Source organism: Streptomyces sp. SGAir0957 (assembly GCF_043523415.1).
On record NZ_CP027293.1, the window covers coordinates 4,757,616 to 4,780,983 of the forward strand.

The following is a 23,368-nucleotide window of genomic DNA, read 5'->3' on the forward strand; positions in this document are numbered from 1 at the left end:
TCGGTGTCCGGCCGCCGACAGCGGCGGGCCCCCGCCGTCGCCGCCATCGGCTCCGAGATTTTCATGCAAGCACGCTTGCTTGTTTCTGGGCCCGCTGCCATGCTCCGGAGCAACCGCGCCACGCAACGCCCCGGAGGGGAGCGACCCGTGTCCGAACCGCTGTCCGTCTTCGACGACCTGCGGGCCGAGAGCCAGGAACTGGACGAGCTGGTACGGGACTTGGAGCCCGGACGATGGGCGCTGCGGACACCCGCGCCGCGCTGGACCGTCGCCCACCAGATCGCCCACCTCGCCTGGACCGACCGCGCCGCGCTGCTCGCGATGAACGACCCGGGCGCGTTCGCGGGGGAGGTGGAGAAGGCCGTCGCCGCGCCGGACTCGTTCGTCGACGACGGGGCCGACGCCGGGGCCGCTCAGGAACCCGCCGCCCTGCTCGCTCAATGGCGGGACGGGCGGGAAGAGTTGCAGAAGGTGTTGCGGGGCGCAGCCGCCACCAGGACCAAGTTTCCCTGGTACGGGCCGCCCATGTCCGCCGCCTCCATGGCGACCGGGCGGCTCATGGAGACCTGGGCCCACGGCCAGGACGTGGCCGACGCGCTCGGCGTCGCACGCACGCCCACCGACCGGCTGCGGCACGTCGCCCGGATCGGCATACGTGCCCGGGACTTCGCGTACGCCGTGCACGGGCTGCCCGCACCCGGCGCCGAGTTCCGCGTCGAACTCGTGGCCCCGAGCGGGGAGATGTGGGCGTACGGGCCCGACGACGCCGCCCAGCGCGTCACCGGGTCCGCCCTCGACTTCTGCCTCCTCGTCACCCAGCGCGCCCACCGCGACGACCTCGCCCTCCGCGCCGAAGGGGCCGACGCCGACCGCTGGCTCGGCATCGCCCAGGCCTTCGCCGGGCCCCCGGGGCAGGGGCGGCCCCCGAAGGGAGCGGCCCGGTGACCCCGCCCCCGCTCCGCATCGGCAACGCCTCCGGGTTCTACGGCGACCGCTTCGACGCCATGAAGGAGATGCTCACCGGCGGGCCGCTCGACGTCCTCACCGGTGACTACCTCGCCGAGCTGACCATGCTCATCCTCGGCCGCGACCGGCTGAAGGACCCCGGGCGCGGGTACGCCCGTACGTTCCTGCAGCAGTTGGAGGAGTGTCTCGGGATCGCCGTCGAGCGCGGGGTGCGGATCGTCGCCAACGCCGGAGGGCTCAACCCGGCCGGACTCGCCGACGCCGTACGGGCCCTGGCCGACCGCCTCTCCGTGCCCCTGCGCGTCGCCCACGTCGAGGGCGACGACCTGCTCCCCACCGGCCGGTTCCCCGGCGCCCTCACCGCCCACGCCTACCTCGGCGGCGCCGGCATCACCGCCTGTCTGGACGCCGGGGCCGACGTCGTGGTCACCGGCCGCGTCACCGACGCCGCCCTGGTCAGCGGGGCAGCCGCCTGGCACTTCGGCTGGGCCCCCGACGCGTACGACCGGCTCGCCGGGGCGGTCGTCGCCGGGCACGTCCTGGAGTGCGGCACCCAGGCCACCGGCGGCAACTACTCCCAGTTCGGGCGGCACGACCGCCGCACCCTGCTCCACCCCGGCTTCCCGCTCGCCGAGATCCACGAGGACGGGTCCGCCGTCATCACCAAGCACCCCGGCACCGGCGGCCTCGTCGACACCGGCACCGTCACCGCCCAGCTCCTCTACGAGACGGGCGGCGCCCGGTACGCCGGGCCCGACGTCACCGCCCGCCTCGACACCGTCCGGCTCCGGCAGGACGGCGCGGACCGCGTCCTGATCCACGGCGTACGCGGCGAGGCCCCGCCGCCCACCCTCAAGGTCGGCCTGAACCGGCTCGGCGGCTTCCGCAACGAGGTCGTCTTCGTGCTCACCGGGCTCGACATCGAGGCCAAGGCCGCACTCGTCCGCGAGCAGATGGAACACGCACTCGCCACCACCGCCAAGGCCCGCCCCCACCACGTCCACTGGGAGCTCGCCCGCACCGACCACCCCGACTCCGGCACCGAGGAGACCGCCAGCGCCCTCCTCCGGCTCGTCGTCCGCGACCAGGACCAGGACGCCGTCGGACGGGCCCTCAGCGGCGCCGCCGTCGAGCTGGCCCTCGGCTCCTACCCGGGGTTCCACGTCACCGCCCCGCCCGGCAAGGGCGCCCCGTACGGCGTCTTCGAGGCCGCCTACGTGGAGCGGGAGGAGGTGCCGCACATCGCCGTCCTTCCGGACGGGGAGCGGCGTGACGTGGGCGCGTGCACCGGGCCGACCCGCGCCCTCGCCCCCGTCGACGAACCCGCGCTTCCGCAGGCCCCGCCGCAGGGAAACACCCGCCGGGCCCCGCTCGGCCGCGTCACCGGCGCCCGCAGCGGTGACAAGGGCGGCGACGCCAACATCGGGGTGTGGGCCACCACGGACGCCGCCTGGCCCTGGCTCGTGCACACCCTCACCGTCGAGCGGCTCCGGGAACTCCTCCCCGAGACCGCCGACCTGCCCGTCACCCGCCACGTCCTCCCCCACCTCCGCGCCCTGAACTTCACCGTCGAGGGGATCCTCGGCGAGGGCGTCGCCGCGCAGGCCCGTTTCGACCCGCAGGCCAAGGGGCTCGGCGAATGGCTGCGCTCCCGCCACCTCGACCTACCGGAGGCACTCCTGTGACCGTCCTGGCCAGCGCCCTGGACACCCGGTCCGACGACTACGCCGCCCATCGCGCGGCCCTCCTCGACAAGCTCGCCGCGCTCGACACCGAGCACGCGAAAGCCCTCGCGGGCGGGGGCGAGAAGTACGTGCAGCGGCACCGCAAGCGCGGCAAACTGCTCGCCCGCGAACGCGTCGAGCTGCTCCTCGACCCGGACACGCCCTTCCTCGAACTGTCGCCGCTCGCCGCCTGGGGCAGCGACTACACGGTGGGCGCCTCCCTCGTCACCGGCATCGGGGTGGTCGAGGGCGTCGAGTGCCTCATCACCGCCAACGACCCCACCGTGCGGGGCGGCGCCAGCAACCCCTGGTCGCTGAAGAAGGCCCTGCGGGCGAACGAGATCGCCTTCGCCAACCGCCTGCCCTGCATCTCCCTCGTCGAGTCCGGCGGCGCCGACCTGCCCAGCCAGAAGGAGATCTTCATCCCCGGCGGGGCGATCTTCCGCGACATCACGCGGCTCTCGGCCGCCGGGATACCGACCGTCGCCGTCGTCTTCGGCAACTCCACCGCCGGCGGCGCCTACATCCCCGGCATGTCCGACCACGTGATCATGGTCAAGGAGAAGGCCAAGGTCTTCCTCGGCGGACCGCCCCTCGTCAAGATGGCGACCGGCGAGGAGAGCGACGACGAATCGCTCGGCGGCGCCGAGATGCACGCCCGCACCTCCGGGCTCGCCGACTACTTCGCGCTCGACGAGCAGGACGCGATCCGGCAGGCCCGCCGCGTCGTCGCCCGCCTCAACCACCGCAAGGCGTACGCCGACCCCTCGGTGGCGGCCGAGCCGCCGAAGTACGACCCCGAGGAACTGCTCGGCATCGTGCCGGGCGACCTGAAGGTGCCGTTCGACCCGCGCGAGGTCGTCGCCCGTATCGTCGACGCCTCCGACTTCGACGAGTTCAAACCGCTCTACGGGGCCTCGCTCGTCACCGGCTGGGCCACCCTGCACGGCTATCCCGTCGGCATCCTCGCCAACGCCCAGGGTGTGCTCTTCAGCGAGGAGTCGCAGAAGGCCGCCCAGTTCATCCAGCTCGCCAACCAGCGCGACATCCCCCTCCTCTTCCTCCACAACACCACCGGCTACATGGTGGGCAAGGAGTACGAGCAGGGCGGCATCGTCAAACACGGCTCGATGATGATCAACGCGGTCAGCAACAGCCGCGTCCCGCACCTCTCCGTCCTCATGGGCGCCTCCTACGGCGCCGGGCACTACGGCATGTGCGGCCGCGCCTACGACCCGCGCTTTCTCTTCGCCTGGCCCAGCGCCAAGGCCGCCGTCATGGGGCCGCAACAGCTCGCGGGCGTCCTCTCGATCGTGGCCCGGCAGTCCGCCGCCGCGAAGGGACAGCCCTACGACGACGAGGCGGACGCCGCGCTGCGCGCCATGGTCGAGCAGCAGATCGAGTCCGAGTCGCTGCCGATGTTCCTCTCCGGACGGCTCTACGACGACGGCGTCATCGACCCCCGCGACACCCGCACCGTCCTCGGCATCTGCCTGTCCGCCATCCACACCGCACCGTACGAGGGCGCCCGCGGCGGCTTCGGCGTCTTCCGGATGTGAGCCCCATGCCTACCTCAGTGATCAGCTCCGTACTCGTCGCCAACCGCGGCGAGATCGCCTGCCGCGTCTTCCGCACCTGCCGTGACCTGGGCATCCGTACCGTCGCCGTACACTCCGACCCGGACGCCGACGCCCTGCACGTCCGCGCGGCCGACCTCGCCGTCCGCCTCCCGGGCGCCACACCCGCCGACACGTACCTGCGCGCCGACCTCGTCGTGAAGGCCGCCCTCGACGCGGGCGCGGACGCCGTCCACCCCGGCTACGGCTTCCTCTCCGAGAACGCCGCGTTCGCGCGCGCCGTCACCGACGCCGGGCTCGTCTGGATCGGGCCGCCGCCCGAGGCGATCGAGGCGATGGCGTCCAAGACACGCGCCAAGGAACTCATGGGCATCGCCCCGCTCGGCGACGTCACCGAGGCCGACCTGCCCGTGCTCGTGAAGGCCGCGGCGGGCGGCGGCGGGCGCGGCATGAGGGTCGTACGCGAACTGGGCCACTTGAAGGCCGAGCTGGAGGCCGCCCGCGCCGAAGCGCTCTCCGCCTTCGGCGACGGGGAGGTCTTCGTCGAGCCGTACGTCGAGGGCGGGCGCCACGTCGAGGTGCAGGTCCTCGCCGACGCGCACGGCACCGTGTGGACGCTCGGCACCCGCGACTGCTCCCTCCAGCGGCGGCACCAGAAAGTCGTCGAGGAGGCGCCCGCCCCGGGCATCACGGAGGAACTCCTCAGCCACCTGTACGAGTTGTCCGAGCGCGCCGTACGGGCCACCGGCTACATCGGCGCCGGAACCGTCGAGTTCCTCGTCGCGGCCGACGGCACCGCGCACTTCCTGGAGATGAACACCCGGCTCCAGGTCGAGCACCCCGTCACCGAAGCCGTGTTCGGCCTCGACCTCGTCGCCCTGCAACTGGGGATCGCCGAGGGCGACGCGCTCGACCCCGGACCGCCCGCCGCGCGCGGCCACGCCGTCGAGGCCCGCCTCTACGCCGAGGACCCCGCCGCCTCCTTCGCCCCGCAGACCGGCACCCTGCACCGGCTCTCCGTGCCCGGCCCCGTACGCCTCGACACCGGGTACACCGACGGCGACACCATCGGCGTCCACTACGACGCCATGCTCGCCAAGGTCGTCGCGCACGCGCCGACCCGCGCCGCCGCCGTCCGCGCCCTCGCCGGGGCCCTGGAACGCGCCGAGGTGCACGGCCCGGTCACCAACCGCGACCTGCTCGTACGGTCCCTGCGCCACCCCGAGTTCACCGGCGCCCGGATGGACACCGGGTTCTACGAGCGACACCTCGCCGACCTGACGGACCCGGCCCCGGACCCGTACGCCCCACTCGTCGCCGCCCTGGCCGGCGCCGCCCGCCACCGCTTCGGCGGCTTCCGAAACGTGCCCTCGCAGCCGCAGCTCAAGCGCTACCGCGGCGAACCCGACGGCACCGAGCACGAGGTCCGCTACCGCCACACCCGCGGCGGCCGCCTCGAAGCCGACGGGGTGCTGGTCGTGCACGCCGCGCCCGACCGCGTCGTCCTCGAAGCCGGCGGCGTACGGCGCCCGTACGCGATCGCCTCGTACGGCGACCGCGTGTACGTCAACGGCGCCGCCCTCACCGCCCTGCCCCGCTTCACCGACCCCAGCGCCCAGCGCGCACCCGGCTCGCTGCTCGCCCCGATGCCCGGCACCGTCGTCCGCGTCGCCGACGGGCTCGCCGAGGGCGCGACCGTCACCGCCGGGCAGCCCCTGATCTGGCTGGAGGCGATGAAGATGGAGCACCGCATCGCCGCTCCCGCCACCGGAACGCTCACCGCTCTGCACGCCGCCGTCGGCCACCAGGTCGAGGTCGGCGCCCTGCTCGCCGTCGTCACGGAAGCCGCGGAAGTCGCCGCGGTCCAGGAGGAAGCGTCGTGAACAGCCCCGTCCTCGAGACCGAAGAACACCAGGCGCTGCGCGCCGCCGTCGCCGCGCTCGGCAAGCGGTTCGGCCGCGACTACATGACCAGGGTCACCGCCGCCGGGGGCCACCCCGAGGAGCTGTGGGCCGAGGCCGCCAAACTCGGCTATCTCGGCGTGAACCTGCCCGAGGAGTACGGCGGCGGAGGCGGCGGCATCAGCGAACTCTCCATCGTCCTGGAGGAGCTGGGCGCGGCCGGATCACCGCTGCTCATGATGGTCGTCTCGCCCGCGATCTGCGGCACCGTGATCGCCCGCTTCGGCACCGAGGAGCAGAAACGCGCCTGGCTGCCGGGGCTCGCCGACGGCAGCCGCACCATGGCCTTCGGCATCACCGAACCCGACGCCGGTTCGAACTCCCACCGCATCACCACCACCGCCCGCAAGGACGACGACGGCTCCTGGGTCCTCACCGGCCGCAAGGTGTTCATATCGGGCGTCGACATCGCCGACGCCACGCTCATCGTGGGCCGCACCTCCGACGCCCGTACGGGAAACCTCAAGCCCTGCCTCTTCATCGTCGAACGCGACACCCCCGGCTTCGAGCGGCGTCAGATCGACATGGAGCTGCAAGCCCCCGAGAAGCAGTTCGAGCTGACCCTCGACGCGGTGCGGCTGCCCCCGGAGGCGCTCGTCGGCGACGAGGACGCGGGGCTCCTCCAGTTGTTCGCCGGGCTCAACCCGGAGCGCGTGATGACCGCCGCGTTCGCCATCGGCATGGGCCGTTACGCCGTGCGCCGCGCCGTCGAGTACGCCAACGAACGCACCGTGTGGAAGGCCCCGATCGGCTCCCACCAGGCCATCGCCCACCCGCTCGCCCAGGTCCACATCGAACTGGAACTGGCCTGCCTGATGATGCAGAAAGCGGCCCGCCTCTACGACGCGGGCGACGACCTCGGCGCGGGCGAGGCCGCCAACATGGCCAAGTACGCCGCCGCCGAAGCCTGCGTGCGCGCCGTCGACCAGGCCGTGCACACCCTCGGCGGCAACGGCCTGACCCGCGAGTTCGGCCTCGCCTCCCTCATCACCGGCTCGCGCGTGGCCCGGATCGCCCCCGTGAGCCGGGAAATGATCCTCAACTACGTGTCCCACCAGAGCCTGGGACTGCCCAAGTCGTACTGAGCCATCCATCTCTCTCAATCTCCCTCAAGGGCGAGGAGTTCAGCATGGTGCACAGGAGTGAGTACGAGGACGTCGCCGTCGTCGACCAGGCCATTCACGACGCCGTGCTCGGGAACGCCGCCGCCCGCGGCGACACCCCCGCCCTCGTCGACGGGGTGGCCGGGACGACGCTCACGTACGCGCAGGTCGACCAGTTCCACCGCAAGATCGCCGCGGGGCTCGCGGAGGCGGGCGTGCGCAAGGGGGACGTCGTCGCCCTGCACAGCCCCAACACGGTCGCCTACCCGGTGGCCTTCTACGCGGCCACGCGCGCAGGCGCCTCGGTGACGACCGTGCACCCCCTGGCCACCCCGGACGAGTTCGCCAAGCAGCTACGGGACTCCGCCGCGTCCTGGATCGTCACCGTCACCCCGCTCCTCCACGCGGTCCGCGCCGCCGCCGAACTCGCGGGCTCTATCCGGGAGATCCTCGTCTGCGACCCGGCGGGGGACTCGGGCCACCGCTCGCTCCTCGACATGCTCGGCACCGACGCCCCCGAGCCGTCGGTCACCCTGCACCCCGCCGAGGACGTGGCGGCGCTGCCCTACTCCTCCGGCACCACCGGCGTCCCCAAGGGCGTCATGCTCACCCACCGCAACATCGCCACCAACCTCTCCCAGCTCGAACCCTGCATCCCCATGGGCCCCGGCGACCGCATCCTCGCCGTCCTGCCCTTCTTCCACATCTACGGTCTGACGGCGCTCATGAACGCCCCGCTGCGGCAAGGCGCGACCGTGGTCGTCCTCCCGCGCTTCGACCTCGACACGTTCCTCGCGGCGATCGAGAAACACCGCATCAACGCGCTGTACGTGGCCCCGCCGATCGTCCTGGCCCTCGCGAAACACCCGGCGGTGGAGGGCTACGACCTCTCCTCCCTGCGCTACATCATCAGCGCGGCGGCGCCCCTCGACGCCGAACTCGCCGGGGCCTGCTCGCGCCGGCTCGGCCTGCCGCCCGTCGGCCAGGCGTACGGGATGACAGAACTCTCGCCCGGCACCCACGTCGTCCCGCTGAACGCCGGAGACGCGCCGCCCGGCACCGTCGGCAAGCTCATCGCCTCCACCGAGATGCGGCTGATCTCCCTCGACGACCCGGCGAAGGACGCCGCCCCCGGCGAACCCGGCGAAGTCCTCATCCGCGGCCCGCAGGTCATGAAGGGCTACCTCGGCCGCCCGCAGGCCACCGCCGACATGATCGACGGCGACGGCTGGCTGCACACCGGCGACGTCGGCCACGTGGACGCCGACGGCTGGCTCTTCATCGTCGACCGCGTCAAGGAGCTGATCAAGTACAAGGGGTTCCAGGTGGCCCCCGCCGAACTGGAGGCGCTCCTCCTCACCCACGACGGCATCGCCGACGCGGCCGTCATCGGGGTCACGGACGAGGACGGCAACGAGATCCCGAAGGCGTTCGTGGTCCGCGCCGACAAGGCGCTCACCGCGGAGGACGTGACGGCGTACGTCGCCGGACGCGTCGCCCCGTACAAAAAGATCCGCCGCGTCGCCTTCATCGACGACGTGCCGCGCGCGGCGTCCGGCAAGATCCTGCGCCGCGAACTGAGGGAGGGCTAGTGCCGTCGGAGAACCTCGTCCGGGCCGCACACGAACGCGGCATCACCACCCTCACGCTCGACTCACCGGGGAACCGCAACGCGCTGTCGTCGGCGCTGGTCGGCGAAGTGGCGGACCGGTTGCGGGAGGCCGAGAAGGACCGCGACGTACGAGCCGTCCTCCTCGCCCACACCGGCAACACCTTCTGCGCCGGCGCCGACCTGCGCGACCCGCCCGATCCGGACGCCGTCGTCGGGCTCCTCCGGCAGATCGTCGCCCTGCGCAAACCGGTGGTGGCACGGGTCGACGGGCACGTCCGCGCGGGCGGGCTCGGGCTGCTCGGCGCGTGCGACATCTCGGTGGCGTCGGAGGCGGCGACCTTCGCGTTCACCGAAGTACGCATCGGGGTCGCCCCCGCCGTGATCTCCCTGCCGCTGCTGCCCCGGCTCGACCCGCGCGCCGTCGCCCGCTACTACCTGACGGGGGAGAGGTTCGACGCGGCGGAGGCGGCGCGGATCGGACTGGTGACGGCTGCGGCCACTTCTGCGGCTACGGCCACGGTGGCGGCCGGGGCGGTGGCCGGGGCGGACGTGGACGAGGTCCTCGCCCCCCTCCTCGCCGGGCTGCGCAAGGCGTCCCCGCAAGGCCTGGCCGAGACCAAACGCCTGCTCACGGTTAAGGTCCTGGAAGCCTTCGACCGGGACGCCGAGTCCCTCACGGCGCTGTCGGCGCGGCTGTTCGGCTCGGCCCAGGCCCGCGAAGGGATGACCGCCTTTCTCGAACGACGGGACCCCGCATGGGTGTTGTGACCCCACCGAAGCAGGACCGCTCGCGCGCCACCCGGCAAAAACTCCTGGAGTCCGCCGTCGCGTGCCTCGCCGCGCACGGCTGGTCCGGCTCGACCGTCTCCGTCGTCGCCGAACACGCCGGAGTCTCGCGCGGCGCCGCCCAGCACCACTTCCCCACCCGGGAGGACCTGTTCACGGCGGCGGTCGAGTACGTCGCCGAGGAACGGTCCATCGCTCTGCGCGGGCTGCGTCCGCAGGGGCGGGCGGAGGCGGTCGCGGCCCTGGTCGACCTCTACACCGGGCCGCTGTTCCGGGCGGCGCTGCACCTGTGGGTGGCGGCCTCCAACGAACCGGCGCTCGGGGAGCGGGTCGCGGAGCTGGAGGCGCGGGTCGGGCGGGAGACGCACCGGATCGCTGTGCGGCTGCTCGGGGCGGACGAGTCGGTGCCCGGGGCGCGGGAGGTGGTCCAGGGCCTCCTGGACATGGCCCGCGGCCTCGGCCTGGCCCACCTCCTCACGGACGACAGCGCGCGACGCGACCGGGTCGTCTCCGAGTGGGCCGGGATCGTGGACCGGGCGCTTTCGCCGTAGCGGCGGAAGCGGTGGGGTCGTGCCGCCCGCGTCGTGGCTGGTCGCGTAGTTCCCCGCGCCCCTGGGATGCGCACTGCGTGCGGCATTCCCCCGGTGGTGAGGTGCGCCACCGTCGTGGCTGGTCGCGCAGTTCCCCGCGCCCCTGAGACGCGCACTACGTGCGCCATCTCAGGCGTGAGCGGGGGAAGCCGCAGCCCCGTCAGGGGCGCGGGGAACGGCGCGAGCAACCACGACGTGACGGGTGCGTGAAGGCGGCGCGAGGGGGCAGCCCCGTCAGGGGCGCGGGGAACTGCGCGAGCAACCACGACGCGACGGGTGCGTGAAGGCGGCGCGAGGGGGCAGCCCCGTCAGGGGCGCGGGGAACTGCGCGAGCAACCACCCCGCGACCGGCACGCGAAAGCGGCGCGACAGGGGCCGCCCCGTCAGGGGCGCGGGGAACTGTGTGAGCAGGTCCCCGCGCCCGCGGCCGGCAAACGCTCCGGGCCCCCCGAACTACTCGGCGATCCCCGCGAACCCGGAGATGTCGCGCGGCGACCGGGACCCCGGCCCCACATACCTGGCCGAGGGACGAACAAGCCGTCCCGTCCGCTTCTGCTCAAGAATGTGCGCACTCCACCCCGCGGTCCGCGCACACGTGAACATCGACGTGAACATGTGCGCCGGCACCTCCGCGAAGTCGAGCACGATGGCCGCCCAGAACTCCACGTTGGTGGCGAGGACGCGGTCGGGCCGCCTGGCGTGCAGCTCGGCCAGCGCCGCCTTCTCCAGCGCCTCGGCGACTTCGAACCGCGGCGCCCCCAGCTCGCGCGCGGTCCGGCGGAGCACCCGCGCCCGGGGGTCCTCGGCCCGGTACACCCGGTGCCCGAACCCCATGAGCCGCTCCCCCTTGTCGAGCGCCTTGCGGACGAACCCTTCGGCGTCACCCGTCCGCTCGATCTCCTCGATCATCCCGAGGACGCGGGACGGCGCCCCGCCGTGCAGCGGCCCGGACATCGCCCCGACGGCCCCGGACAGCGCGGCAGCGACATCCGCCCCGGTGGAGGCGATGACCCGCGCGGTGAACGTGGACGCGTTCATGCCGTGCTCGGCGGCGCTGGTCCAGTACGCGTCGACGGCGGCGACATGCTTGGGGTCGGGCTCCCCGCGCCAGCGGATCATGAACCGTTCGACGACGGACTTCGCCTTGTCGATCTCGCTCTGCGGCACCATCGCGACGCCTTGCCCGCGCGCGGACTGGGCGACGTAGGAGAGGGCCATGACGGCGGCGCGGGCGAGATCGTCGCGGGCCTGCGCCTCGTCGATGTCGAGGAGCGGTTTGAGGCCCCAGACGGGCGCGAGCATGGCGAGCGCGGACTGCACGTCGACGCGGATGTCACCGGAGTGCACGGGGATGGGGAAGGGCTCGGCGGGCGGCAGGCCCGGGTCGAAGGCGCCGTCGACGAGCAGCCCCCAGACGTTGCCGAACGACACGTGGCCGACGAGATCCTCGATGTCGACGCCCCGGTACCGCAGGGCGCCGCCCTCCTTGTCCGGTTCGGCGATCTCCGTCTCGAACGCGACGATTCCTTCGAGGCCAGGTACAAAGCCGGGGTCGGACATCGGGCGGCTCCTCTGCATACGTGGGCTGCTTCAGCGTGTGCGGGTGCGTCCCGCGGGACGGTGCCGGTCTGGTGCGTCCTGCGGGACTGTGCTGGCTACTTTGCGCCACCGAGGCTCGGATACGCGGTCATGGCGGCTCGCGCTCCGGGTCGGTAACCCCGTGATGCCCCGTGGACCGCGGCGTCACTCGGCCCCTGGACGATAACCCTCAGTGCCACGATTGGCGAGAGTCCGCGGCACTGAGTGCCATGTCTCACCCCCGGGGTGCGCTCTGCGGCAGGATGACGCTGTGAACGCCCACGACGCCGATGGTTACCGCGCCCCCGACCCCGCCGCCATGCGCAGGCAGTACCGCCCCGACGACGGTGGCCTCCTGGAGTCCGATCTCGCCGCGCACCCCATGGAACAGTTCACGCGCTGGTTCAAGCAGGCGGCGACCCCCGGCGCCCTGCCGGCCGAGCCGAACGCGATGGTCGTCTCCACCGCCGACGCCGGGGGCCGCCCCAGCTCCCGTACGGTCCTGCTGAAGTCCTTCGACGACGACGGCTTCGTCTTCTACACCAACTACGGCTCCCGCAAGGCCCGGGACCTGGCCGTGAACCCGCACGTCGCGCTGGTCTTCCCCTGGCATCCGATGTACCGCCAGGTTCTCGTCACCGGCACCGCCGCGCGGACGTCGCGGGAGGAGACGGCCGCGTACTTCCACTCGCGGCCGCACGGCTCGCAGCTCGGCGCCTGGGCCAGCGCGCAGTCGGCGGTCCTCGCGGACCGGGCCGAACTCGACGCCTCGTACGCCGCGTTGGTCCGCCGCTATCCGCCGGGCGCGGAGATCCCGGTGCCGCCGCACTGGGGCGGCTTCCGCGTCACGCCGACGGAGGTCGAGTTCTGGCAGGGCCGCGAGAACCGGCTCCACGACCGCCTGCGGTACGTCGCCACCGGGGACGGCGCCTGGCGCGTCGAACGCCTGAGCCCGTAAAGGGGCCCGGCTCACAACTCCGCCAGGACCCCGTCCAGGAACGGCTCGATCGCCATGCGCCACGCCTCGGGCTGGTCGTAGTGGACGAGATGGCCCGCGTCGGCCACCTCCGCGTACTGTCCGCGCGGCAGCACCCGGACCATCTCCTGCGCCTCGGCCCGGCCCAGCTCCCCGTCGAGCCCGCGCACGACGAGCGTGGGGCACTGCACGGCGGCCAGTTCCTCCCAGTGCGCGTCGTACACCCAGGTGGAGCGTGCCTCCAGCATCTGACGGCGGGAGAACACCGGCCGCCAGCCGTCGGGGGACTCGGCCATCACCTCGGCGTAGAACTCCCCGCGCGCCGGGTTCGGCCGCTCCACCCAGGGATCGTCCTCGCCGAACCACTTCCGTACGTCGGCGAGCGTCGAGAACGGCACCGGCCACGCCCTGAACCAGTTCTCCCACTCGCGCTGCGAGGCGGCGCCGAGCGCGGAGGCCCGCATGTCGCAGATGACGAGGCCCCGGACGAGGTCGGGGCGGCGGGCGGCGAGCTGCCAGGCCGTCAGGGCGCCCATCGAGTGCCCGATCAGCACGGCGGGTTCCAGACCGAGCTGGACGAGGGCCGCCTCCGCGTCGAGGACGTACGCCTCCCGGTCGTACGGGCCCTGCGGCGGCTTGTCGCTCTGCCCGTGGCCGCGCTGGTCCAGGGCGACCGCCCGGTGGCGCTCGGCGAGCCAGCGCGCGGTGCCGGTCCAGTGGGACGCCCGCCCCATTAAGCCGTGCAGCAGCAGAACCCCCGGGGTGCGCACGCCGTTGCCCGACTTGGGCGGGTCGGCGTATTCCCAAGCGGCCAGACGGGCCCCGCCCGCCCCGGTCACGTCGATGCGCTGTGCCATAGGCCCTGGCACCCCCTTGTGGTCGCGCCTGTGGTCGCGTACCCGTGCACGCTATCGAACAATCTTTCGAGAGCGTGGTGCTGTCCATGAAGCGGCGGGGCAACACCCCTCGTTTGAGTGACGTCGCTCAAGGAATGACCTGCGTCGCCGAGGGGATCTTTCCCTCGGGAGGCGGACCGCTCGGGGATGAGGGTCCGAAGGGGATGACCCTGGGAGCTCGGGGCTCCGGGTCAGCACAGGGGAGGACAGGCCCCGGCGCCGCAAGGCGCCGGGGCCCTCGCCTTCTCGTACACCCCGCCAAGCCCGAGCCCGTCGCACGCCGAACGGCAGGTCCATACCAGGCCCCCTACGGTCATATGCCTCACGCGACAGCCTTGCACGCCCGCCGTCCCGCCGCTGCGATTCCGCACAGTGAATCTTGCTTTCTGCGTGCGGGCGCGGCGCGGGCGGCGCGACGGACAACTGCCGCTCGCCCCACCCCCGTTGACCTACCGGTGGCCGAGCTCAGCGCTTGGCGACGAAGACGTGCGAGGCGACGTCCGAGGCCAGCTCCGCCGCCTCACCACTGCTGCCCACCAGGACCCCGCCCGGCGACTGCGTCACGCTGACCACCGAACCGGGCTGCACACCCGCCCGCCGCAGCGTGTACATCAGCTGCGCGTCCGTCTGGATCGGCTCGCCGATGCGCCGCACGACGACCGTCTTGCCGTCCCCTCCCGCGTCCAGGTCCGCGAGCGAGACCATGCCCTCGTCCAGGAACGGGTCCGCCCCGTCCTTCTCGCCCAGCTCCTCCAGGCCCGGGATCGGGTTCCCGTACGGCGACTCCGTCGGATGCCGCAGCAGTTCGAGGACGCGGCGCTCCACGGCCTCGCTCATCACGTGCTCCCACCGGCAGGCCTCCGCGTGCACCTGCTCCCACTCCAGGCCGATCACATCGACGAGGAGGCACTCGGCGAGCCGGTGCTTGCGCATCACGCGCGTGGCGAGCCGGCGCCCCTCGTCGGTCAGCTCCAGGTGCCGGTCGGCGGCGACGGCCACCAGGCCGTCCCGCTCCATACGGGCCACGGTCTGGCTCACCGTCGGGCCGCTCTGGTCGAGCCGCTCGGCGATCCGGGCGCGCATGGGGACCACACCTTCCTCTTCGAGCTCGAGGATGGTGCGGAGGTACATCTCCGTGGTGTCGATCAGTCCGGACATACGTGCCCCTCGTGTAGCTTCCTGCTCCGCGTGCGGCCCCGCTGGCTCGCCGCGTCGCTCGATGCGCTGGCCCTGCCCCCAATTCTGACGCATACCGCTGACAACCGTCCCGCACCAGGGGAACGGCGGCCCGGCAGGCCCCGGGGCGTATTGACACGGCGCTGGTCCAGACCGCACCGTGATCCGCGACACCACGAACCCAGGGGGCTACGCCGATGCGCGAGAGCAAGCCGGCCACGCAGTACCTCGACGCCGCGATCGGCCTGCTCCAGCGGGTCCGCGACGAGGAGACGGAGAACATCGCCGCCGCCGGCACCCTGCTCGCCGACACCGTCGTCGCCGGGGGCCGCCTCTTCGCCTTCGGCGCCGGACACTCCTCGCTCGCCGCGCAGGACGTCGTCTACCGCGCGGGCAGCCTCGCCCTGATGAACCTGCTCGCCGTCCCCGGCGCCGTCGGCGTCGACGTCATGCCCGCCACCCTCGGCTCGGCCCTGGAGCGGGTCGACGGCCTCGCCGCCGCCGTCCTCGACTCCAGCCCCGCCACCGCGGGCGACGCGCTCGTCATCATCTCCCTGTCCGGGCGCAACGCCCTCCCCGTCGAGATGGCCATGAACGCCCGCGCCATCGGCCTCAAGGTCATCGGCGTCACCTCCCTCGCCTACGCGAGCGGACCCGACGCCCCCACGTCGCGCCACGCCTCCGGCACGTACCTGCGCGACCACTGCGACATCGTCCTGGACTCGAAGATCGACGTCGGTGACGCGGAACTCGGCCACGAAGGCGTCGACGCCCCCTTCGCCTCCGCCTCCACCGTCACCACCAGCGCCCTCATGCAGGCCACCCTCGCCACCTGCGCCACGACCCTCGCCGACCGCGGCATCCAGCCGCCCCTGCTCCGCTCGGGCAACGTGGACGGCGGCCACGCCTGGAACGCCAAGGTCTTCGCCGAGTACCGGGACCGGATCTTCTACCAGCACTGAGATGCGCCGGCCGCGGAGGCGCTCAGGGAGATCCCGGGCCCTCCGCCGCGAGCAGCGCCAGATCCACCGCCCCCGCGATCCGCACCGCGACACTCTCCGCGTACATCGCGTCCCCGCGCTCGAACCCGGCCCGGCTCACACCCCGCAGGAACGTCACCACGCCCAGCGTCCGGCCCCTGCTGCGCAGCGCCGAGCAGAGCGCGTACACCGACCCCTCCGGCCACTGCCGCGCCGCCGCCCACCGCGCCGCGCCCGCCCCGTCGGCGTCGGGCGCCGCCGCCCGCACCGAACCGGCCCGGTCCACGCACTGCAACGCCGGATGCCCCTCCCCGTACCGCACCGGGACCGTGCTCCGTGTCGCCAGGAGCGTCGCCCCGGGCGCGCCCGACGGCGTCACCGCCGCCCGCACCAGCCGCAACGGATCCTCGCCCACCACCAGATCTATCACCGCGTGGTCCGCGAACCCGGCCAGCGCGAAGTCCAGCTGCACGGTGGCGGCCTCGCCCGGATCCTCGCACTCCGCGGCGGCGCGAGCGGCCCGGTGCAGCTGATGCGCCCGGAAGCGGAGCTGAGCGGCCTCCTGCTCGATGACCTTCGCCTCGGTGACGTCCTGGAACAGCCAGCCGACCCCGAGCGGCACCGGCTCCTCGGTCAGCGGCGACGCGAGCCGCACGAACCCGCTCCGCCAGCACCTGCGCTCCTGCCGCGCCCCGTCCTCACCGGGCAGCCGCAACGTCACCCACACCTCCATGGGCGGCGGCGGCACCCCCTCCGACAGGACGTGCGTGAGCGCGCTCTCCAGCTCCTCCACGCCCTGCCCGATCAGATCACCCAGCGGCCGCCCCAGCAGCGCCGTACGCCCGGAGCCGAGCGCCTTCGCGGCGTGCGCGTTCACCACGGCGGGCCGCAGGTCCGCGTCGACCAGGACCACGCCCCACACCGCGTCCTCGAACAGCGCCTCGCTGAGCGCGATGGACCGCTCCAGATCGATCTGCGCGTGGACCTCGCTGAACGCGCAGTACACCCCGGCGGGCTTCCCGTCGGAGCCCCGCACGACGGCGGACTGCGTACGGACGAGAACGCGCCCCCCGTCCTTGGTGACGAGCGCGAACTCGTTCACCTGCCGCCCCGGCGCGTGCATCGCGGCCAGCAGCCGCTCCTGCACCTCGTCGGCGTCGGCGGGCCGCACGGCCCACCCCGCGAATCCGGTGCGCCCCACGGCCTCCGCCGCCGACCAGCCGAGGATCCGCTCGGCCTCCCGGTTCCAATGGGTCACGACCCCATCGGCGTCGAACGCGCACAGCGCGGCGTCCATCCCGTCCAGCAACGCGGCCAGCAGATCGGCCCCGTCCCGCTCGGGCTCGTCGGGCCCGAGCGCGTCGGCGGTCCCACTACGCCGGGAAGCACTCACCTGGCACCCCCTGCAGGCTGTGTGTACTGCTCCAGATCATTCAACTCGAACGTGACGCATCCCACACGGAGTTCGGTCAACTTCGCGAAAACCAGCGGGAGTCAAGCGCGGCGGGCCAGCAGATGGGCGTCGAGAAAGCCCCGTTCGGAGGCCGGATCGTGCACCAGCCGCGCGAACGGCGCCAGCCCTGCCGCCACCAGCATCTCCGCCAACCGCTCCACGGGCCAACTGTAGGCAGGTGCCACCTTGTGTTCGAACGGCACCGGGGCGCCCGCCCCCTCGACGGCGAAGAACGACACCAGGAAGAGCCCGCCTGGAGCCAGCACCCGCACCTGCTCGGCCAGCAGCCCCGGCAGCTCCGCGGGCGGCGTGTGGATCACCGAGTAGTGCGCCACCACCCCGCCGAACGCCCCGTCCGCCACCGGCAGGGCCTCCATCCGCGCCACCTCGAACCGCGGCCCGGCCTCGGCCCGCCGCGCGTACTCGACCATCCCCGGCGACAGATCGAACCCGACGGCCTCAAGACCCATCTCACCGAGCAGCCCCGTCACATGCCCCGGCCCGCACCCCACATCGGCGACCCGAGCGTTCCCGGACTTCCGCACCAGCTCGGCGAAGGTCGACACCATCCCGCGCGAGAACGGCTGCTCCTCGAGCCGCCCCCCGAACAACGACGCGTACAACTCGACGACCCCGTCGTACCCGGCCCTGGTCCGCTCCTGCTGCTTCGTCATGCCTGCCATGGCTGTCATGGCCGGGGAAGCTAGCAGCCCGCGTTCCAAGGTCTCGAAAAACCGGTTGAAGCGTGGAGGGAGCCTTCTTAAGGTGGGTGGTACACGAGAAGGGAGGTGGTTCGGCAGATGTATGAATACCGGACGCGTGAGGTGACTGCGGGCTAGCGGCCCGACGTCGCATCTCGAATTCGGCGCCGGACCGGCACGTGTGGTGTGCGTGCAGCCGGCCCTATTCCCAGCAGTCACCCGACCCGCGAGCCGCCGGTACGTCCGGCCGGCTTCCGACCGTCTCGCACGGGAGGAACCACGGCTCGCGGGTCGTCTGCGTTCCCGAGCGGGCGGGTCCCAGGTCGTGGTTCGCCTAGCCCTTGCTCACCGCCGTCAGGATCTCCGGCAGCCGGGCCGCCGTGCGCGGGGCCGCGAGGCGCAGGCCGAGGCAGGTCGCCGCCGCGCCGTAGGCCGCGCCGACCGGGAGCAGCGTCCAGGTCCAGGCGTCGGCGCCCGTGGCGTGCAGGGTGATCGTGAGGGCCAGGACGGGGGCGCACAGGAGCGCCGCCGCGACCATGCCGCCGAAGATCCCTATCCAGGCGAGACCGGCCTGCCCCGGGGCCACGTTCTTGTAGCCCTCCTGCGGGATCGAGTACGGGAAGCGGGCCGAGGACCAGGCGCCCGTCGCGAGCATCGCGCCGAGCAGCGCGAAGGAGAGCCCCAGGACCTCGGGGAGGTCCGCCCAGGCGCCGAGCATCGCCGTCGTGACGACGGTGACGAGGGCCGCGTAGGGCAGGGTGATCAGGAGGAGGGCCAGGGTCCTGGCGCGGAGTTCCTCGTAGGCGTCGCGCGGGGTGGAGATCGTCATCGCCACCGTCCAGAACGCCGAGGTGTCCTGCCCGAACTGGTTGTACATCTGGATGCCGAGCATCCCGGCGGCGAAGCACGCGAAGTAGACGGATCCGGTGCCCTGGAGCGCGTTGAAGACCGGGACGATCAGGCCGATGGCCAGGGATGTCACCCAGGCGGCCTTCGTCTTCGGGTCGCGCCACACGTAGCGCAGGCCGCGCTCCATGACCGCGCCCGTGCGGCCCTCGGGCAGCAGGCGGCGGCGCGGACGGCTCGTGCGGCGGTCGCGCCGGGCCGGTTCGGCGGCCTGGAGCGTCGAGCCGTCGGGCGCGGTCATCAGGCGGGTCAGCGCCCTGCGCCACACACCGAGGAGGGCGACGCACCCGGCCGCCGTCAGCAGCAGGCGCGCCGCCGACGTCACGTACGCGCCGTGCGCCGCCGCGTCCACCGCGCCCATCGCCGACGCCGGCGGGATCCAGTGCAGCACCCGCGCCACCGGGTCGAGCGCGCCCACCCCGCCCGCCGAACTCAACCGTTGCGCCCCGAAGTTCACCAGCTGCGCGCCGATCGCCACGACCAGGCCGCTGAGGACGGCGAGGTCACGGCCCCTTCGGCTGGTGAGGAGCCGGATGTTCGCGGCGGCGACGGCGCGCGCGAGCGCCACGCAGGTGAGGACCGTGAGCGGGACGGCGAGCACCGCGACGACCGTGGAGGCCGGGTCGCCCGCCGCCGCGTACGCCGCGCCCGCCGCCAGGGTGAGGGTGAAGAGCGGCCCGATGCCCACGAGGGAGGCCACGAGCAGGCCCCGTACCAGCTGGTCCGGGTGGAGCGGGAGCATGGCGAGACGGGTCGGGTCGAGGGTCTCGTCGCCGCTCGGGAAGAAGAGGGGGAACACCGCCCAGCCGAGCGCGAGCACGGCCGTGAGCAGGGTGGCGACGGTGGCGGCGTGCTCGGTGCCGTGGAGGAGGATCAGGCCGAGGAGCTGGAGCGCCCCGACGAGCAGGACGGCGACGGCCGAGGCGATGTAGGCCGCGCGGCGTCCGGCGGACTGGCGCAGGCCGTTGCGGAGCAGGGCCAGTTTGAGCCGGACGAGGACGCCGGTCGGTGCGGGCCGCCGAGCCGGTTCCGCGACGGGGGCGGCGCCGGTCACCGCTTGCCGCCCAGCCAGTCGAGGGAGGTGCCGTCGTCCCGTCCGCTCGCGCCGACGAGGGTGAGGAACGCCTCCTGGAGGGAGCGCGCCTCGCCCTTGACCTCGGCCAGGGGGCCCTGCGCGCGGATGCGGCCCGCCGCCATCACGGCGACCCAGTCGCACAGCGACTCGACCAGCTCCATGACGTGGGAGGAGAAGACGACGGTCGCGCCGCCCCGGGTGAAGCGCTCCAGGACGCCCCGGATCGTCTGCGCGGAGACGGGGTCGACGCCCTCGAACGGTTCGTCCAGGAAGAGGACTTCGGGGTTGTGGAGCAGGGCCGCGGCGAGCCCGATCTTCTTGCGCATGCCGGTCGAGTAGTCGACGACGAGTTTGTGCTGGGCCTGGGCGAGGTCGAGCACGTCGAGGAGCTGGGCCGCGCGCTTGTCGACCTCCGCGCCGGGCAGCCCCCGCAAGCGGCCGGTGTAGGCGAGGAGTTCGCGCCCCGAGAGCCGTTCGAAGAGGCGCAGTCCTTCGGGCAGGACCCCGATCCGGGCCTTGACCTCGGCGGGGTCGGCCCATACGTCGTGCCCGGCGACGTGCACGGTGCCGCGGTCGGGGCGGAGCAGCCCGGTGACCATGGAGAGCGTGGTGGTCTTGCCCGCGCCGTTCGGCCCGACGAGCCCGATGAACCGGCCCGCCGGGAGCGTCAGTTCGATCCCGGCGACGGCGGTCTGCTGTCCGAAGGACTTCCAGAGGTCGTGGACGCGTACGGCTGCGGTCTCCTCGGCGGAGGTCACCTGGGGGCGCTCCCTTCGTCGGCGTACGTCTGCGCACCCTACGCGGGCCGCCCCCGGCGCACCCGCGATCTTCAGCCGCGTCGTCCCTCGCGCCCGCACGCGTACGCCAGCGGGGAGATCAGCTCCTCCGCGTCCGGCAGCCAGCGGTTGGCGGCGGTGGGGCGGCAGGCCCACTGGGCGGCGCCCTTGCTGCCGAAGCGGGTCGGCGGCGCCGCCACGTAGCCGCCCTCGCCGAGGGTGGTCAGGTCGAGCGAGGCGGGCGGCCAGCCGAGCTTGCGGACGAGGTCGGGGACCTTGAGACCGGCGCCGGGCAGGACGAAGAACTGCATGCGGCGGTCGGGGGTGCAGGTGACGGGGCCGAGGGTGAGCTCCATGCGCTTCATGCGGGCGAGCGCGAGGAACCCGGCGGTCTCCGGCACGTCGATCGCGTCGAACGTGCGGCCGGTGGGGAGCAGGATCGACGCCCTCGGCTGCTTGGACCACAGGCGGCGGGCGGCCGTGGCGCTGCCGGTGGCCTGCGCGGCCCAGTCGGGGCGCGCGGGGTGGGAGCCGGGCGCGGGGCAGCGGACGTCGCCGCACGAGCAGCGCTGCACGCCGTCGTCGAACTCCAGCCAGGTGCCGGGGAACACGTCCCAGTGCCGCTCCTCCGCGTAGCGCACGGCCGTGTCGAGCAGGGATTCCCCGCGCTGTTGCGGGATCTGTCCGGCGGCGGTGGCGGGAGCGGTGACGTCCGATGTACCTGCGATGGTCTCTTCCACGACGTTCTCAACTCCCCTCGCCCATCCGGGTTACGGGCGTGCGCGAGGGCGGCGGGGGAGCATCGTTCCCGCATGTGGGGCGCATGGATGCACGGGTGGGGGCGCGCACGCGAGGCGGCAGCGGGCGATGGGTAGTGCGGTGGGGGAACGAGACGGAGAACGCGGCGGAGACCGTGCGGGGTCCGGCCCGGGTGGCGTCACATCCGGTGCGCGGTTTGGTACCCGTTTGTGGTGCATCTTCCGTTTCTCCGCCGGGCAGTGATCCAACGACCGGCTGCCGGAGCAGCCGGATTCCGGGAGACGGGCACAGCAGGGGGTACGCCATGGCCGCACGGCCACTCGTCGCGCGACAGCCCAACGAACGGCTGCAGGCACTCATCCAGGAAGCGGGTTGCTCCAACGCGGGCCTGGCCCGCCGGGTCAACATGTGCGGAGCGGAGCACGGGCTCGATCTGCGGTACGACAAGACGTCGGTGGCCCGGTGGCTGCGCGGGCAGCAGCCGCGCGGCCGGGCGCCGGGGATCATCGCCGAGGCGCTCGGCCGCAAGCTCGGCCGGACCGTGACGATCGACGAGATCGGCATGGCCAACGGCAAGAACCTCGCGTCCGGGGTCGGCCTGCAGTTCTCGCCGACCGTCGTCGGCGCCGTCGAGCAGGTGTGTGAACTGTGGCGCAGCGACGTGGGCCGCAGGGACTTCCTGTCCGGCGCCTCGGTCGCGTCGTCCGCGCTCGTGGAGCCGAGCCGCGACTGGCTGATCTCCGTGCCGGACTCGCAGGTCGCGCGGGCCGCCGGGGCACGGGTCGGCGCCTCCGACGTGGCGGCGGTACGGGCGATGACGCGCGCGCTGACCGAACTCGACCACCAGTACGGCAGCGGGCACGTCCGCCCGGTGCTCGTGCACTACCTGAACAGCGTCGTGAGCGGGCTGCTCGGCGGGGCCTACCGGGAATCGGTCGGGCGCGAACTGTTCGCTGCCGTCGCGCGACTGACGGAGCTGGCCGGGTACATGGCGGTCGACACCGGGCAGCCGGGCCTCGCCCAGCGCTACTACATCCAGGCGCTGCGCCTCGCCCAGGCCGCCGGCGACCGGGGCTACGGCGGATACGTACTGGCCGCGTCCATGTCCCACTTGGCGGCGCAGCTCGGCAATCCGCGCGAGATCGCACAGCTCGCCCGCGCGGCGCAGGAGGGGGCGCGCGGGCGCGTGCCACCGCGGGCGGAGGCGATGTTCCACGCCGCCGAGGCGCGCGGGCACGCTCTTCTCGGGGACGCCCGGTCCGCCCAGTCCGCGTCGGGCGCGGCGGTCGCCGCGATGGAGCGGGCCGACGGCCAGGCGGACTCCGGGGACGACCCGGCGTGGATCAGCCATTTCGACCACGCGTATCTGGCCGACGAACTCGCGCACTGCCACCGTGACTTGGGGCAGGCCGCGGACGCGGCGCGATGTGCGCAGGAGTCCCTCGACGGGCATCCGGAGTCGCGGGCCAGGCGGCGCGCGATCGGCCTGATCCTGCTCGCCACGGCCCAGGTGCAGCAGCGCGAGGTGGAACAGGGCTGTGCCACGGGCGTGCGGGCCGTGGAGCTGCTCGGCACGCTGCGCTCCAACCGGGGCGCCGAGTACCTGGAGGACTTCAAGGAACGGCTCGAACCGTTCGCCGAGGAGGCCGTCGTACGGGAGTTCGGGGCGCGGATGGAGCTCCAGGCCGCCTGATTCCCCGTGACGTGGCGAGGATCTCGGGGCGCCGGGGTAAACAGCGCCCACCAGGCCTGTTTTGTTACTCCTGTCGCGGG

General features: G+C 73.2%; 19 protein-coding genes. 11 read left to right on the top strand and 8 right to left on the bottom strand.

Going from position 1 to position 23,368, the window contains the following annotated elements; all coding sequences use genetic code 11:
* The first annotated feature begins 147 nt into the window (after window positions 1-147).
* The 8 genes from C1N81_RS26210 to C1N81_RS26245 are packed head-to-tail and all read left to right on the top strand — an operon-like array spanning window position 148 to window position 10,280.
* Window positions 148-945: a TIGR03084 family metal-binding protein gene (locus tag C1N81_RS26210; protein WP_394433068.1), complete on the top strand. Its 798-nt coding sequence runs from the start codon at window positions 148-150 to the stop codon at window positions 943-945.
* A gap of 59 nt (window positions 946-1,004) precedes the next feature.
* Window positions 1,005-2,651 carry an acyclic terpene utilization AtuA family protein gene (locus C1N81_RS26215; RefSeq protein ID WP_394438237.1) on the top strand — a complete coding sequence of 549 codons (1,647 nt, stop codon included), beginning with the start codon at window positions 1,005-1,007 and terminating at the stop codon, window positions 2,649-2,651.
* A complete protein-coding gene (locus tag C1N81_RS26220) occupies window positions 2,648-4,249 on the top strand; it encodes an acyl-CoA carboxylase subunit beta (RefSeq protein ID WP_394433070.1) in 1,602 nt (533 codons plus the stop codon). The genes C1N81_RS26215 and C1N81_RS26220 overlap by 4 nt, the downstream gene beginning before the upstream one ends.
* A 17-nt stretch (window positions 4,250-4,266) precedes the next feature.
* On the top strand, window positions 4,267-6,150 hold the full coding sequence (locus tag C1N81_RS26225; protein WP_394438239.1) for an acetyl/propionyl/methylcrotonyl-CoA carboxylase subunit alpha: 1,884 nt from the start codon (window positions 4,267-4,269) through the stop codon (window positions 6,148-6,150).
* The gene (locus tag C1N81_RS26230; RefSeq protein ID WP_394433072.1) at window positions 6,147-7,313 is read left to right on the top strand and encodes an acyl-CoA dehydrogenase family protein; all 1,167 of its coding nucleotides are present in this window, start codon (window positions 6,147-6,149) and stop codon (window positions 7,311-7,313) included. Before C1N81_RS26225 ends, C1N81_RS26230 begins: the two co-directional genes overlap by 4 nt.
* 44 nt (window positions 7,314-7,357) lie before the next feature.
* Window positions 7,358-8,923 (top strand): 4-coumarate--CoA ligase family protein, encoded by a 1,566-nt coding sequence (locus C1N81_RS26235; RefSeq protein WP_394433074.1) that lies wholly within the window; start codon window positions 7,358-7,360, stop codon window positions 8,921-8,923.
* Window positions 8,923-9,711, top strand: coding sequence for an enoyl-CoA hydratase family protein (locus tag C1N81_RS26240; RefSeq protein WP_394433076.1), 789 nt, complete (start codon window positions 8,923-8,925; stop codon window positions 9,709-9,711). The genes C1N81_RS26235 and C1N81_RS26240 overlap by 1 nt, the downstream gene beginning before the upstream one ends.
* Entirely contained in the window at window positions 9,699-10,280 is a 582-nt protein-coding gene (locus C1N81_RS26245) for a TetR/AcrR family transcriptional regulator (protein WP_394433078.1), read from the top strand. Before C1N81_RS26240 ends, C1N81_RS26245 begins: the two co-directional genes overlap by 13 nt.
* Before the next feature lie 492 nt (window positions 10,281-10,772).
* On the opposite strand, the gene C1N81_RS26250 is transcribed toward C1N81_RS26245, so the two are convergent.
* Entirely contained in the window at window positions 10,773-11,879 is a 1,107-nt protein-coding gene (locus C1N81_RS26250) for a citrate synthase 2 (RefSeq protein ID WP_394433080.1), read from the bottom strand.
* 271 nt (window positions 11,880-12,150) lie between these two features.
* On the opposite strand from C1N81_RS26250, the gene pdxH reads away from it, so the two are divergent.
* Window positions 12,151-12,855: a pyridoxamine 5'-phosphate oxidase gene (pdxH, locus tag C1N81_RS26255; protein WP_394438241.1), complete on the top strand. Its 705-nt coding sequence runs from the start codon at window positions 12,151-12,153 to the stop codon at window positions 12,853-12,855.
* An 11-nt stretch (window positions 12,856-12,866) separates the two neighbouring features.
* Here the strand turns inward: pdxH and C1N81_RS26260 are convergent, their stop codons facing one another.
* Window positions 12,867-13,730 carry an alpha/beta fold hydrolase gene (locus C1N81_RS26260; protein ID WP_394433081.1) on the bottom strand — a complete coding sequence of 288 codons (864 nt, stop codon included), beginning with the start codon at window positions 13,728-13,730 and terminating at the stop codon, window positions 12,867-12,869.
* Between the two features lie 504 nt (window positions 13,731-14,234).
* Complete coding sequence (locus tag C1N81_RS26265) at window positions 14,235-14,927, bottom strand: metal-dependent transcriptional regulator (protein ID WP_394433083.1); 693 nt, start codon at window positions 14,925-14,927, stop codon at window positions 14,235-14,237.
* Window positions 14,928-15,142: 215 nt separating this feature from the next.
* Here C1N81_RS26265 and C1N81_RS26270 point away from each other — a divergent pair, with 215 nt between their 5' ends.
* Window positions 15,143-15,907 carry an SIS domain-containing protein gene (locus tag C1N81_RS26270; RefSeq protein ID WP_394433085.1) on the top strand — a complete coding sequence of 255 codons (765 nt, stop codon included), beginning with the start codon at window positions 15,143-15,145 and terminating at the stop codon, window positions 15,905-15,907.
* Window positions 15,908-15,929: 22 nt separating this feature from the next.
* Here the strand turns inward: C1N81_RS26270 and C1N81_RS26275 are convergent, their stop codons facing one another.
* From C1N81_RS26275 to C1N81_RS26295, 5 genes are all read right to left on the bottom strand, one after another.
* A complete protein-coding gene (locus C1N81_RS26275; RefSeq protein ID WP_394433086.1) occupies window positions 15,930-17,318 on the bottom strand; it encodes a PAS domain-containing protein in 1,389 nt (462 codons plus the stop codon).
* Between the two features lie 101 nt (window positions 17,319-17,419).
* Entirely contained in the window at window positions 17,420-18,070 is a 651-nt protein-coding gene (locus tag C1N81_RS26280) for a class I SAM-dependent methyltransferase (RefSeq protein ID WP_394433088.1), read from the bottom strand.
* A gap of 343 nt (window positions 18,071-18,413) precedes the next feature.
* Window positions 18,414-20,039, bottom strand: coding sequence for a transporter (locus tag C1N81_RS26285; protein ID WP_394433090.1), 1,626 nt, complete (start codon window positions 20,037-20,039; stop codon window positions 18,414-18,416).
* Entirely contained in the window at window positions 20,036-20,818 is a 783-nt protein-coding gene (locus C1N81_RS26290) for an ABC transporter ATP-binding protein (protein ID WP_394433092.1), read from the bottom strand. Before C1N81_RS26290 ends, C1N81_RS26285 begins: the two co-directional genes overlap by 4 nt.
* Window positions 20,819-20,889: 71 nt before the next feature.
* On the bottom strand, window positions 20,890-21,576 hold the full coding sequence (locus C1N81_RS26295) for a bifunctional DNA primase/polymerase (RefSeq protein WP_394433094.1): 687 nt from the start codon (window positions 21,574-21,576) through the stop codon (window positions 20,890-20,892).
* Between the two features lie 323 nt (window positions 21,577-21,899).
* Between C1N81_RS26295 and C1N81_RS26300 the strand changes: the two genes are divergently transcribed.
* Complete coding sequence (locus C1N81_RS26300) at window positions 21,900-23,288, top strand: tetratricopeptide repeat protein (RefSeq protein WP_394433096.1); 1,389 nt, start codon at window positions 21,900-21,902, stop codon at window positions 23,286-23,288.
* Window positions 23,289-23,368 lie beyond the last annotated feature (80 nt).